The sequence below is a fragment of the Mucilaginibacter robiniae genome (assembly GCF_012849215.1).
In the GTDB taxonomy this organism is placed as follows: Bacteria; Bacteroidota; Bacteroidia; order Sphingobacteriales; family Sphingobacteriaceae; genus Mucilaginibacter; species Mucilaginibacter robiniae.
Map to the genome: position 1 here is coordinate 2,667,736 of NZ_CP051682.1, position 13,153 is coordinate 2,680,888.

The window sequence follows — 13,153 nt, forward strand, 5'->3', positions numbered from 1 at the left end:
ACAAAGTTTGATCATAAAAAAGCCTCATCAGATTAAGCAGTTCTGATGAGGCTTTTTTTATAACATTCAAAGGTAATTAACAGTTACTCTATCTTTCAGAACATTTAATTGTACTAATTTGCCCAAAAGCAAAGTTCTATTATCAGCCACATGCCCGGCTGGAAAATCGAAACAAACAGGATAATTGTATTCTTTTACGGCATCTAAGATAATTTCCTGTGCTGTTTGCCCAAATGGAATGTCATTGTCCTTTAAATCAGTAAAGCCACCCACAATCAGGCCGGCCAGTTTTTTTAATTTGCTGGCTCGTTTCATTTTATACATCATACGGTCAATAGCATAAAGGTATTCCCCTACATCTTCAATAAACAATATTTTTCCATCATATTGGTAGTCCGATACGGAGCCTGCTATAGAAACCAAAATAGCTAAGTTACCGCCAACCAGTACGCCTTCAGTTTGCCCCAATCGGTTTAGTGGATGGGGAGGTATTTGGTAACTTAAAGGTTCGCCAAACAAAGCCTTGCGTAAAGTTTCAAGTGATGGTAGCGAAGCATCGGGTAAGTTAATGGGCATTTGACCGTGAATGGTAACTAGCTCATGTATGCTATATAAATGAGCATGTAATACGGTAATATCACTAAAACCAATAATCCATTTAGGATGAGTAACCAAGTGGTAAAGACGGAGTGAATCAATTATGCGGACAGTGCCATAACCCCCACGGGCGGCAAAGATAGCTTTGATGCTGTCATCATTAATAAACTGTTGTAAATCTTGTGTCCGCAGCTCATCGGTGCCGGCAAACTGGTGGTGAGAGGCGGTGACAGTTTCACCTAAAACCACTTCCAATCCCCAAGATTGCAATAGCCTTACAGCATCATCCATAGGATGAGGTAACTTTTTAGCCGGACAAACAATGGCAACACGGTCGCCTTTACGCAGAAATGGAGGAGTTATGCTCATATTGACTTATCTTTGCCAAAGTACAACAAGCAAACTGAATTTTGGAAACTCAAAAATATAAACGTTACACTATTACGGCAGCTCTGCCATACGCCAACGGTCCTAAACATATAGGTCATTTAGCAGGCGCTTATATACCGGCCGACTTATATGCCCGTTATCTACGTTTAAAAAGACGTGATGTAGTTTTCGTGTGCGGCTCTGACGAGCACGGAACGGCTATAGCTAATCAGGCTATGAAAGAGCATACTACTCCGCGCGCCATTATTGATAAATATCATGAACTAATTAAATATTGCTTTGGTAAGCTGAATATTTCGTTTGATATTTATCATCGCACCAGTGAACCTATACATCATGAAACTGCTCAGGAGTTTTTTATTAACCTGAATGATAAAGGCATTTTCACCGAGCAGGAATCAGAACAATATTTTGATGAGCAAGCGGGTGTTTTCTTGGCTGACCGCTATATTATAGGAACTTGCCCGGTTTGTGGCAATGAAAATGCCTATGGAGACCAATGTGAAAAATGTGGTACCTCGTTAAGTCCGGAAGAGCTGATTGAACCACGCTCTACCCTAAGTGGTAACAAACCGGTACTGCGCCCAACCAAACACTGGTATTTACCATTAGATAAATATGAAAACTGGCTGCGTGAGTGGATACTGGAAGGTCATGCTACGGATTGGAAAACTAACGTTTACGGGCAATGTAAAAGCTGGATTGATGGCGGCTTACACCCACGTGCCGTTACCCGCGATTTAGATTGGGGTATTAAAGTTCCGGTACCTGGTGCCGATGGTAAAGTACTATATGTTTGGTTTGATGCACCTATTGGCTATATATCGGCTACCAAACAATGGGCTATCAATACAGGTAATGACTGGAAACCTTACTGGCAAGACCCGGATGCTAAGCTGGTGCACTTTATTGGTAAAGACAATATTGTGTTTCATTGTATCGTATTTCCGGCTATGTTGAAAGCTCATGGCGAGTTTGTATTACCTGAAAATGTGCCGGCAAACGAATTCATGAACCTGGAAGGTGATAAAATGTCGACCAGCCGAGGGTGGAGTATTGAAATGCATGAGTATTTGGAAGATTTCCCCGACAAAGTAGATGAATTAAGATACTACTTGACTGCTATTGCTCCTGAAACCAGTGATAGTGAGTTTACCTGGAAAGATTATCAAGCTCGCGTGAATAACGAGTTGGTAGCTATCTTGGGTAACTTGGTAAACCGGGTAATGATATTAATGCATAAGTTCTTTAATGGGCAGGTACAAACCGATGCTAGAGAGATTACTTTGACCCATGAAGGCTTACAAACGCAATTAAAGCAGTTGTATGCCGATTTGGAGCAAAGTTTTGAAAGCTATAAGTTCAGGCAGGCACAGCAGATTGTGATGGATATGGCTCGCTTGGGTAACCGGTATTTAACCGAGCAGGAGCCTTGGAAAACTATTAAAACCAACCCGGAAGCTGCTCGGAAATCTTTACATAACTGTTTGGTACTAATTGGCCATATTGCTACCTGCTTGCAGCCCTTTTTACCGGGTACTGCTCAAAAACTATTAGCTATGTTGAACTGGCCGACTGATATAATCCATTTCGATCAGCAAATCGCATTTGCCAATGAGCATCAGTTGAATGCAGCTTCATTATTGTTTGAGAAGCTGGAAGATGAGGTCATCGAAAAACAGATACAAAAATTAATTAATAAAAAACAAGCAATGGAAGCACCAGCTATAGAAGTTACCACACCAACTTTAATGCCGGCTAAAGAAAATATTAACTACGAACAATTTGCCGCTATGGACATCCGTATCGGTACCATTCTGACGGCTGAGAAAGTAGCCAAAACTAAAAAGTTGTTAAAGCTCACCATTGATACCGGTTTAGACCAGCGTACGGTAGTGTCAGGCATTGCTGAACACTTTGAACCCGATGCTATTATTGGTCAGCAAGTAAGCATTTTGGCTAACTTAGAACCGCGTGAAATTAAAGGTATCCTGTCACAAGGAATGATTTTAATGGCTGAGAATGCTGAAGGTAAACTAAGCTTTGTATCGCCAGGAGAAGGAATGCACAACGGTTCAGTAGTACGCTAGCAAGCAGGTGCAGAAATAAGTAAATATGTAAATGTGCAGATGATTTAATTAAAATTTGCACATTTGCATAGCCTAACATTTGAATGGCCCCGTAGTTCAACGGATAGAATAGAAGTTTCCTAAACTTTAGATACGCGTTCGATTCGCGTCGGGGCTACTATCATTAAATTTTGAGTTCAAAAACCGCTTTTTATCAAATAGAAGCGGTTTTGTTTTTTTGCACTTTTTTGCTTTTGCAAGAAAATGAAGCTTTACGGTTTTGTGCTGTTTAGTAATATAAAAAAGGCAGAATTTGATCAAAGATATGTTTTGCTTAACTAGGTTGAGGTATTTGCGATTATCCACTTTCTGAACAGTTGCAAGCTGTGGCTGGCTCGGTGCTGATTGTTTAATGGGGGATGGTGTAGAAAGAGGCGCGGATTGTTGTTGCGGCAACTGCTCTGCTAACTTTTTAGTTCAACTACCAACTTTTAGTTAAAAAATTAGTAACACCAACATTAATAAACATGTGATAGTAGAATTGGCTGCCACCATTAGTCCTAAACAACTTAATACCAACATCAAATTCTCGACTACTGTTAAGCCACTCTTTTACACTTTCCATTATGCAAATAGTAGAGAATGTAGTTTAAAAAAAAAGGACAAGCCAATCACGTATCAAGACCTAACGAAGTTTATATTTGTGTGTACTTAAACTTTACACAATGAAAAGAATCGTTATAAAAAATGGAGATATACCTTTAAATTATTATACTTTATTATCCTTTTTAGAAGATTACAAAATCAACTTCTTTACTCTAAATTTTGCTCAACTACTATTAAGCGAAGAAATTTATAAAGGTTATTCTGATAGTACATATGATCGAGTAGTCAAATTTTATAGAGCCGGTCATGCTGAAATTCAAAAGCTGCATGACACAGCATATATAGATCCAAATTCACTTAGGACAGTGGAACTACAGAAAGATATTATACAGGATAATTTTAATAAACTTACGCGATTTGGAGCAGTTGATATCGAAAGTACCCTTGCTTCTTTAAACTTCCAAAACTTTCATTTTATACGAACAAAATTTATAAATTCCATTTATGAAATTTTAGAAAAATATATATTAAAATATGAGCAACAGTTTGAAAAATCAATATCTCGTAGAACCCATTTAAGAAATAGGCTACAGATGAAAGATTGGTACATAATGCTTTATATCTTAAGAAATACTGCCTCACATGCTGATGGCCTTGAGACTCCTTTTATTAAATATAGCTTTTTGAAAAGTTTGCCTAAAAATACATTTGTATGGAAAGAGATCAGCGTTACAGTCGGAATGCTATCACATCAAATCAGGTACAACAACGATGAACTATTAGAACTCTACAATGAGTTACATCAATTTATTAAATGCAACTTTGACTTGTTTACAAAAAGTAATCGCGGAGAAATATTGACTAAACTATTAACATAGCAATTATTTATTTAATAGACATGCATAAGTAGTATATTTTTCCATATCTCCGCCACGCGCAATTTATTAAAACACCACTATTCAAGCTTTATTTACCCATTATAGGTACAAGCTCGGAGACAGCTGCTTTTGGGCAGTTTGTTCTAATGAATGTTCGCAAAACACTTGTCCGTCAGTGCTTCTTTCTATTCAAACGGATAATTAGCAGTTAACACTTCCATCTTGCGTTTTAGGTAACCACCTTGTTGATCACCGTTACGCCTTGCTCAACCGAGTACTGCTCCAACCTTGTTCTTTAGCGTACATTTCAGTAATGGTGAAGGATAAGATGATGACACAAAACTCCCCTTTAATTTGGCTCTGCTTAATCAGTAAGCTTTCACAATCCTGCTCTGAATATTTCACAACAATAGAGTAAGAAACTTGCTCAAAAATATTAGTCATGTACTTAAAACAGTAGAGGATCAAAATATAGCTGAGCACTCAAGACTAGCTGTCAAATTTTCAAACCTAATCCCATCATACTTGTTGCTCTCAAGAACTTTATGCACCTGATTTTTAGCACCAACATCTACAATATTCGAAAATGGAAACAGCACTACCTGGGTTATATTTATATCCCGATTTTATTGACGAGACACGGGAGCAGCAGTTATTGAGCGAAATTGACAGCCAGACTTGGATAGTGGATTACTTAAGGCGGTTGCAATACTACGGCTATCGCAATGAGCTAGACAAGCCTTATGATCTGATACCCTTTCCGGTTGCCATGCCGCCGATGATATACCAGCTATCACAAGAACTCGTAGAACAGAAAATTATAGACCTTCAGCCAGACCAAGTGATTATTAACGAGTATGTTCCAGGAGAAGGCCTCAAACCGCATAAGGATAGGGCGTATTACGAGAATCAAATCTGTGGTGTGAACCTAGGCAGTGGCTGTGTAATGCGATTCATTAAAGGAAAGAATGAAGAGGTTATTGATATAGAGATACCAAGGCGCTCTATATATGTAATGCAGGATGACGCCCGCAAGAAGTGGAAACATGGCATACCACCCCGAAAAAAAGATAAAGTGGACGGGAACGTACACCACAGAGAAAGACGCGTATCAATTACTTACCGTAAAGTGAAACCGAAAAAAGTACATCCTATTAACCCGGAAGGCAAGGTGGCTAAACTTCTGCAAGAGAAGTTTAACATCAGCCCTGAAGCTATAGCGCAGCTAAGCTAAGCCTAATCGGCTGATGATTAGGGAACAATGTTCAGCCGGGAATTCAGGCCCCATTTGGGTGGGAAGAAATAGTCAATATTACGGTCAATCATGGAATAAAGCTGCTTTATTCTCGTCCGTTTAGAGATGCCATTTACTTCAGGGTGCGCAACACGTGCATATTTATCTGTTTCGCAAAATAGGTTCTGACAATCAATGAGCTGGAGGCGCCTGCCCCATAAACTTTTAAAGTAAATGCCCAGGCGCTCAAATTCCTGTTCCTGCCGGTCGGTAACATAGCGGATTACGTCAGCCTCGGAGTAATCCCCTAAGCTGCTAAAGCATTTGCGGATCCCATCTTTTGCCCCGGGGCCGGGCATGACAAAGTCCATCTCGCTAAAATTAGTCAGGTTGCTGTAGTTGATGTCAATAGCATATTGATAGGCTAAAAATTTTCCGATGGTAGGGAAGCTTAATAAAAGTTCATAAACTGCTTCCAGTGATTTGGCATTGACGATATGGTCTGCCAATTGCGCGTGCATCATGTGCTCAATCAGCTTTAAATGATTTTCGTGTTTTCGGGCGTAGCCGTAGGCACTACTGCCGGAAGCCATCATGTAAGCGCCGGAATAGATCGGCTCACCAGCTTGCAGAGCTTGATATAGAACCTGGCTGTAGGTTTTAAAAGAGTAGTTAGCCCAAGTCACATCGCCTAGCTCATGTTGCAGGAGTTCCCAAGTTTCTATCTTATTAAACAGCTTAAACAATAAAATGCGGAAAAGAAGCTCGTCTGGCGACTGGTTACCTTTATAAATAACTTCGCTGATAAGGTACTGACTAACCCGGTCGGCAGCGCGGTAAGCGTTCGTGAACTTGTGCTTGAGCAAGATGGGGTCGGCGGTTAGTAGCGTTTTTCCGCTGATTCGGTTAAAGAAGATTTCCTGCCTTGCTGCTGCAAACCTCCAGTAGGTGTCTAGTACATAAGTAGGAGTGGGAAGCTGTTTGGTAACCGTAATCATCAGCATCGAAGTTAGCAAAAGTTCTATACCATTTTCAGTGTAGACGTTAAGCCTGCATTTCGTATCAAAAAACTTTAATTTATATCAGAAGTAAATGGTGCGAAAAGTGCAAAGGCGGTACTGATGGATTTGCTCTTGCATTAAATCTAATTGAATGTTTTTATAAAGCTATAAGTATTACTGACCTATTATTGCTATTCTGCAGAATAATGGAAATAGAAAAAGAAATTTGTATGCTTTGCCTCGAAATATTTAATCAGCTTTATATCTGGATGTATAGAAAGCAAGTATGCAACTAAGTCCGTTCAGTTCTAATAACCCGGTAATGTGGAGACACCAGTTCTAATCCGGCATCATTGAATATGTTTTGTATGTGCTGATGAAGGTTGGAATAAATAAGATCTTGTTGATTGGCTTCCCGCGTGTAGGCATTAATCTGATAACTGGCGTAGTAATCATCCAGCTTGGTTTGATAAACGTAAGGTGCTGGCGAGGGCTGAATATATTCCGTTTGGAGCGCAGCCTGAATGAGCAGTTCGTGCACCTGCTTCCATGGCGTATTATAACCCATGGTAATAGTAGTGTTGATGATTAAGCCTTCTTGCGCACTTTCACTGCTATAGTTAATGGTATGACTGGCCAAAACACTGGAATTTGGAATAGAAATAATCTCATTCTTAATCGTCCGGATGCGGATGACTAGTAGGGTTTCTTCCATAATGTCACCCGTAACTTCACCTATCTTAACCCGGTCACCCACTTTAAAGGAACGCATATAAGTGAGTACCATACCAGAAATAAGGTTACCTAATGGACCTGCCGAGCCAAAGGTGAATAACACACCTAAGAAAACAGATACCCCTTTGAATGCCAGTGAATTTGAACCAGGTAAATAGGGGAAGATAAGGATGAACATAAAAGCAAGTACAATCACCCGGACGATCTGGTAAGTAGGTGCGGCCCAGTCTGCGTAAAAACCAGGAATAGTAAGATTCCCTTTTTCAATTTCCCGCTTCAAATAACGAATGCCTTTGAGAAAATACCAGAAAACGACGCCTATTAGAAGCACAGTAAAGAGGTTGGGCATGTAGTTCCAGAAAGCTTTGATGATTTTCTTAGCTGGATTTAACACCAAGCCAAACAAAGTAGTTGCAATACCCCTAGTCCAGGGGAATAGGCCAAATAGTACTGGCAAAGCCAAATAGACCAACAAAATAATTAGGGACCATTTAATCACATTATTGAAGAACAGTAGTACACTTATTTGTTGGCCGGCGTTGAAAAGTTCATAGCTCTTGATCTTAATGCCGTTAATTCTTTTCCCACGCTGCTCAGTAATTTTACGGCTGAGTTTCTTGGCTAGTCTTCTGATGAAGTAAATCAGTAAAGTTACGGCAAGTATAACTAAAATGGCAAGGCCAGCTTCTTTTAAAAGGGATTGTAAACTGGTAGCTTGCTGATGACTAGCCATTGCTAAAGCTATCTGATTGCGGTAATGTTGCGCCAGCTTGAGTTTGGAAGAATTCATCCACAAGGCATCTGTAGTGTCAATGCTTAAAATAGGTTGATGTGCATATTGAATTTGAAGTATTGCATATTGGCTACTAATAACAAGAGAATCCTGATGAAATACATAATCACGAGCAAGCTGTTTAAGCTTTTCGGTAATGGCTTTTGCCCTTTCTTGTGGTGAGAAAGCACCTAAAGGACTGCGGATGGTAAATAGAGGCTGATCAAATGGTATGACCTGAAAGCCGGTAACCAGTCGCTTTAAAGAATCAATATGATGTGGTAACTGGCTTTTTTCCAGCGAGTCGGACAATTTCAAGGCTTGTAGAGTAGTAACCAGCAGTCGAATTTTAGTACTATCCTGAACATTCAAATTTTGTAGCTGTAGCACCACAGCTTTCTGAATAGAGTCGCTCTGATGTACAGAAGCTATCTCCTGAAGCTTGGTTGTCTGCTTGATGAGCTGGCTGTTCTTCAGAGAATCACGATGATTTGAAATAGTATGATGCTGGGCTAGCAAACTACCGCTGAGCAAACAAGTTAAAACAAATATCAGTACTTTTTTATAGATCATCACCTTGGTTCCGAACTAACTTAAGTGATGTAGCTGTAAAAAGTTTGTTGGCAACTAAATTATTATAAACAGAAGATTAACTATTAAATATGATGTCAGTTTGTCTTTAAAATTAAGCGGAAGGAGCATCAAAATAAGATTATTGTTTATTGATTGTGATATTCAAATAAGCTGCGGTTTCACTATTTTGTAGTGGAATATAGTTTACTTACATGTGATGCAATACTTTTTAGCGGCAAAATTATCTCTGCAGCACAAAGCCGAATGGCTTCTTTAGGCATGCCAAATACCACGCTGGAAGCTTCATCCTGAACAATGGTATGACCTGCAGCTTGTTTGATCTCCAGCAAACCCTGTGCACCGTCATTGCCCATACCTGTTAATAGAATTCCCAGGCAGTTTTTACCCGCATCAATTGCTGCTGATCGAAACAGTACGTCAACTGAAGGTCGGTGCCGGTTTACTAAGGGGCCACTGTTAAGCGTAACAAAGTAATGGCTGCCATTCCTTTTCAACAATATGTGCTGATTGCCGGGTGCAATTAAAACTGTTCCTGGCTTAACCTGGTCACCTTCTTCAGCTTCTTTAATCTGCTGGCAGCATAGCTCATTTAAGCGCTCTGCAAAAGAGCGGGTAAAGCCTTCGGGCATATGTTGCACCACTACAATGCCAGGGCAATTAACAGGTAAACCTTTCAAAAATGTACGGATAGCTTCAGTGCCACCTGTAGAAGCGCCTACCACAATGACTTTGTTATGAGTTGCCAGGTTAGTAAAAAAAGAGGTATGCTTTATAATAACATCAGCAGATAATTTAGGTTTAACAATAGAAATATCTGCCGTTAAGCTTTTTTTAAGTTTATTTTGTACAGCCGTTTTTATAGCATCGCAAAAGTAAAGCTTGTGTTGTAGCTGCATATGTTCCAAATGGGACTTTTCCCATACGGCTACCGCACCGTACTCTTTGGCTTGATTTGTAGTAGTTTCTGGTTCTGTGGCATCCAACATAAGTATAATTGGGATGGGATGCTGATGCATTATTTTACGCAAAAACGTCAACCCCGACATACGTGGCATATCACTATCCAGCAAGATGACGTCAGGAGCTTGCCGCTCCATTTTATGAGCTGCTATGAACGGATCTGCAGCAGTGGCTATAACCTCAAATGACTCATCAGTTAACAATAATTGGTGTAACAGCTGCCTAAAGTAAGCTGAATCATCAACTATGAGTACTTTGATTTTAGGTACCATAACTACTGATTAAATTTAGGTTTATTATTCAAGCTGCGGCTGGTTACAGGCTGAATCATCCGGACAAATACTTCTCCGCTAGCTGAATTAAAAATTACTTTACGGCTTTGTGTGCCACCTACATCTTGATTAACAACAGGTATATGCTCCTGTTGCAGCAAGTTAAATGCAAATTGTGTGTTTCTCTGCCCAACATTAAAAATTCCACTGGTGGTATGCAAAACACTACCTCCAAATACTTTTGCCTGTAAGTTTGTACGCTTACTGCCTAGGGTAAGCATTTTGTTTATTAAGTAGGGGATAGCAACGCTACCATACTTATAAGTAGGATTGCCTTCGCCACTCCACTCAGGTAACATATAATGGTTAATACTGCCATATTGAAGCACTACATCCCAAAGTGCAACTGCAATACAAGAACCTAATACCATTTCAATTACATGAGGTAATTCATCAATAAATACTGAGCCAGGCAGCAGATAAATTTTTTTAAGTTCTGTCACTTAAATCTTTTTAAATATGGTAGGGTGTATTTGTACTAGCGGCAGCGCCATGGTAGTGATCGATTCTGAGTGGCCCAGAAATAATATACCTCCGGTCATCAATCTTGAACATAATTTACCTATAACTTTTTCCTGCGTTTTACGGTCAAAATAAATTAATACATTACGGCAGAAGATAACATCAAACATAGGTAACGATCCAAAATCATTATTGATAAAATTTAATCTTTCAAATTCTATTCTGCGGCGCAACTGTGGCACTATCCGCACCGTTTTTTTTACTTGATTTTTGCTGCGTAGCAGGTATTTCTTTTTTAGATTTATAGGAATAGGAATAACCTTTTCTTCTGCATAAACTGCAGTTATGCCTTGCTGTAATGCCTGTGCTGAAATGTCGGTACCTAAAATTTGGTAATCAATCTTGCCAGACTTTTCACTAAATTCCTCTAAAACCATAGCTATGGTGTAAGGTTCTTCACCAGTTGCGCACCCTGCGCTCCATAACTTAAATGAACGACTGCTGGCTGATTCAAACGATGGCAGAACTTGGTTGGATAAAAAATCAAAATGAATAGCTTCACGAAAGAAATCAGTTTTATTGGTGGTTACCATATCAATCATCGTTACAATTTCTTCGCGCTGACCTTCGTGGCTAAAAATGTAGTCGCAATAATCTTTAAACGACGACATGTTGAGAGCCTTTAACCTTTTTTGCAGCCTTCCTTCCAGCATAATCTTTTTAGACAATGGAAGCTTTATACCGTAATTATTATAAATAAAATTACTAAGCCGCGTAAAATCTGATGCCGACATTGTACCCCGCTGTTCCATATTTAAAAAGCTCATGGTGTTGAAAGTTTCTTAATATCTTTCGTAGCTGCTGTCCAATTCATCCATATTGATGCTAATACCCTTATTGTACTGGCTATTGCGTACAGGTATACTTCTGCCTACGTTTTTTCGAGTTTTAAGTGGTTGAACTTGCAGGGGAGCAGGGCGTTTAGCCTTAACTTCTTCCTCAAATTTAAAGAAGGATATTAGTTCCTTTAACTGGTCGGCCTGAGTAGCCAGTTCTTCGGCACTGGCGGCTACCTCTTCTGAGGTGGCAGCGTTTTGCTGAGTAACTTGGTTAAGTTGCTGCAGTGCATTATTAATTTGTGAAGCACCCAGGTTTTGTTCACTGCTTGATGCACTAATTTCTTCAACCAGCTTGGCTGTATGCTGAACATCAGGTACAATAAACCCAAATAAATTACCTGACTTTTCGGTAATTAAAACTCCAGAATGAGAAAGTTCAATAATTTCTGTTGCTGCTGCCTGCGATTTTTCTGCTAGTTTCCTGACTTCGGCTGCAACAACTGCAAAGCCACGGCCTTGATCGCCGGCACGTGCTGCTTCAACGGCTGCATTTAAGGCCAAAATATTAGTTTGCCGAGCAATGTCGCTGATGATATTGATACGGTCAGCAATGGCTTTGATAGAAATAACGGCTTCTTTAATGGACTCATGGCCCGTAATAGCATCCCCGGAAGCTTTTACAGCTATTTTTTTGGTTTGTAAAGCGTTATCATTGTTTTGCTGCACGCTAGCTACCATCTCTTCCATTGATGAAGAAACCTGTTCTGTTGCAGCAGCTTGTTCATTGGCGCCTTCCGACATTTGCTGAGATGCGGAGCTTAACTCCTGACTTGCTGCCACAATGGTATCTGAGGCTGAATACACATAACTGATTATCTGCTTAGTGCGATCAATCATAGCTTTAAGATCAGCAAGCAATAAACCTATTTCGTCTTTACCAGTATCTTTAATAGAAATAGTTAAATCTCCTTCAGCTAATTTGGAAACTATAGCAGTAGCTTCCCGCATTTCACGATGTATGTTTCTGATTATTAAAGTGGATACTGTAACTAAAAAAACAATACCAGCAATGATAAACATCCATGAACCGGTAATGGCAGATGAATAAACATCTCTACCGCTCAGATATTGCTGTTGAGCTCCGGTAAGCTGTATGTTAGTAAGCTCGGCAACTTTGCTAACAATTGGATCAATTTGTGAATACAAATTTTTGGTAACAAACGTGGTTAATGCTTCTTTATCGCCAGTAGAAAGGATGGTGTGAAGAGATGCAATCGATACGTCGGCATTGTGCATCAGTTCCTCGGTTTCTGCAGCAACTTCCCGCTCTTCAGCCATGTTAGCGTTTTCTATATACTGTTTCCAGTTGGTTTTAATAGAGCCTTCAGCTTGAGTAATGTCCCGATTAGCGGTTTTAAAATCGATATCACCATTGATAACATCATGCGTAGCGCTAACTATATGTATAGCGTACATGTCTGATATGGTTTTAAGCTGTTTAAGGCTGGTTACGCGATCCTTATACTCTATTTCTAAAGATTGATTAACCTTTTTTAGGTTATTAAGCTCATAAATACCCATGGCAACCAGAATCAGCGCCGTAAGTGTAGATTTAATTATCAGCTTAGTGGATATTTTAATGTTATTCATATCGTTTACTTGGATTATTATATATTGGATATGA

11 protein-coding genes and 1 tRNA gene are annotated in these 13,153 nt (G+C 39.6%); 4 read left to right on the forward strand and 8 right to left on the reverse strand.

Annotated elements, in window-relative coordinates; all coding sequences use genetic code 11:
- Positions 1-66 precede the first annotated feature (66 nt).
- Positions 67-966 carry a S66 peptidase family protein gene (locus HH214_RS11875; protein ID WP_169607929.1) on the reverse strand — a complete coding sequence of 300 codons (900 nt, stop codon included), beginning with the start codon at positions 964-966 and terminating at the stop codon, positions 67-69.
- 41 nt (positions 967-1,007) lie between these two features.
- Here HH214_RS11875 and metG point away from each other — a divergent pair, with 41 nt between their 5' ends.
- The 3 genes from metG (at position 1,008) to HH214_RS11890 (ending at position 4,540) form a co-directional block, all read left to right on the forward strand.
- Complete coding sequence (gene metG / locus HH214_RS11880; RefSeq protein ID WP_169607931.1) at positions 1,008-3,077, forward strand: methionine--tRNA ligase; 2,070 nt, start codon at positions 1,008-1,010, stop codon at positions 3,075-3,077.
- Positions 3,078-3,162: 85 nt separating this feature from the next.
- Positions 3,163-3,234: transfer RNA gene (locus tag HH214_RS11885), tRNA-Arg, on the forward strand.
- A 547-nt stretch (positions 3,235-3,781) separates the two neighbouring features.
- The gene (locus tag HH214_RS11890) at positions 3,782-4,540 is read left to right on the forward strand and encodes a hypothetical protein (protein WP_169607933.1); all 759 of its coding nucleotides are present in this window, start codon (positions 3,782-3,784) and stop codon (positions 4,538-4,540) included.
- Positions 4,541-4,795: 255 nt separating this feature from the next.
- Here HH214_RS11890 and HH214_RS11895 read toward each other — a convergent pair whose 3' ends face one another.
- Positions 4,796-4,984, reverse strand: coding sequence for a hypothetical protein (locus HH214_RS11895; RefSeq protein ID WP_169607935.1), 189 nt, complete (start codon positions 4,982-4,984; stop codon positions 4,796-4,798).
- Between the two features lie 142 nt (positions 4,985-5,126).
- On the opposite strand from HH214_RS11895, the gene HH214_RS11900 reads away from it, so the two are divergent.
- Positions 5,127-5,774 (forward strand): alpha-ketoglutarate-dependent dioxygenase AlkB, encoded by a 648-nt coding sequence (locus tag HH214_RS11900; protein ID WP_169607937.1) that lies wholly within the window; start codon positions 5,127-5,129, stop codon positions 5,772-5,774.
- Between the two features lie 17 nt (positions 5,775-5,791).
- Here the strand turns inward: HH214_RS11900 and HH214_RS11905 are convergent, their stop codons facing one another.
- The 6 genes from HH214_RS11905 to HH214_RS11930 form a co-directional block, all read right to left on the reverse strand.
- Positions 5,792-6,772, reverse strand: a complete 981-nt coding sequence (locus tag HH214_RS11905; RefSeq protein ID WP_211166212.1) for a nucleotide kinase domain-containing protein — start codon at positions 6,770-6,772, stop codon at positions 5,792-5,794.
- Positions 6,773-7,067: 295 nt separating this feature from the next.
- Positions 7,068-8,855, reverse strand: coding sequence for a mechanosensitive ion channel family protein (locus HH214_RS11910; protein WP_169607939.1), 1,788 nt, complete (start codon positions 8,853-8,855; stop codon positions 7,068-7,070).
- A gap of 182 nt (positions 8,856-9,037) precedes the next feature.
- On the reverse strand, positions 9,038-10,108 hold the full coding sequence (locus HH214_RS11915; RefSeq protein WP_169607941.1) for a protein-glutamate methylesterase/protein-glutamine glutaminase: 1,071 nt from the start codon (positions 10,106-10,108) through the stop codon (positions 9,038-9,040).
- Between the two features lie 2 nt (positions 10,109-10,110).
- A complete protein-coding gene (locus HH214_RS11920; protein ID WP_169607943.1) occupies positions 10,111-10,611 on the reverse strand; it encodes a chemotaxis protein CheD in 501 nt (166 codons plus the stop codon).
- Positions 10,612-11,457, reverse strand: a complete 846-nt coding sequence (locus HH214_RS11925; RefSeq protein WP_169607944.1) for a CheR family methyltransferase — start codon at positions 11,455-11,457, stop codon at positions 10,612-10,614. It lies immediately after the preceding gene.
- Between the two features lie 15 nt (positions 11,458-11,472).
- Positions 11,473-13,119, reverse strand: coding sequence for a methyl-accepting chemotaxis protein (locus HH214_RS11930; RefSeq protein ID WP_169607946.1), 1,647 nt, complete (start codon positions 13,117-13,119; stop codon positions 11,473-11,475).
- Positions 13,120-13,153: the final 34 nt, after the last annotated feature.

Excerpts from the sequence above, each read along its gene's own strand:
- HH214_RS11875 (WP_169607929.1), bottom strand. The coding sequence starts at position 966 with ATGAGCATAACTCCTCCATTTCTGCGTAAAGGCGACCGTGTTGCCATT.
- HH214_RS11890 (WP_169607933.1), top strand. The coding sequence starts at position 3,782 with ATGAAAAGAATCGTTATAAAAAATGGAGATATACCTTTAAATTATTAT.
- HH214_RS11895 (WP_169607935.1), bottom strand. The coding sequence starts at position 4,984 with ATGACTAATATTTTTGAGCAAGTTTCTTACTCTATTGTTGTGAAATAT.
- HH214_RS11900 (WP_169607937.1), top strand. The coding sequence starts at position 5,127 with ATGGAAACAGCACTACCTGGGTTATATTTATATCCCGATTTTATTGAC.
- HH214_RS11905 (WP_211166212.1), bottom strand. The coding sequence starts at position 6,772 with ATGATTACGGTTACCAAACAGCTTCCCACTCCTACTTATGTACTAGAC.
- HH214_RS11910 (WP_169607939.1), bottom strand. The coding sequence starts at position 8,855 with ATGATCTATAAAAAAGTACTGATATTTGTTTTAACTTGTTTGCTCAGC.
- HH214_RS11915 (WP_169607941.1), bottom strand. The coding sequence starts at position 10,108 with ATGGTACCTAAAATCAAAGTACTCATAGTTGATGATTCAGCTTACTTT.
- HH214_RS11925 (WP_169607944.1), bottom strand. The coding sequence starts at position 11,457 with ATGAGCTTTTTAAATATGGAACAGCGGGGTACAATGTCGGCATCAGAT.
- HH214_RS11930 (WP_169607946.1), bottom strand. The coding sequence starts at position 13,119 with ATGAATAACATTAAAATATCCACTAAGCTGATAATTAAATCTACACTT.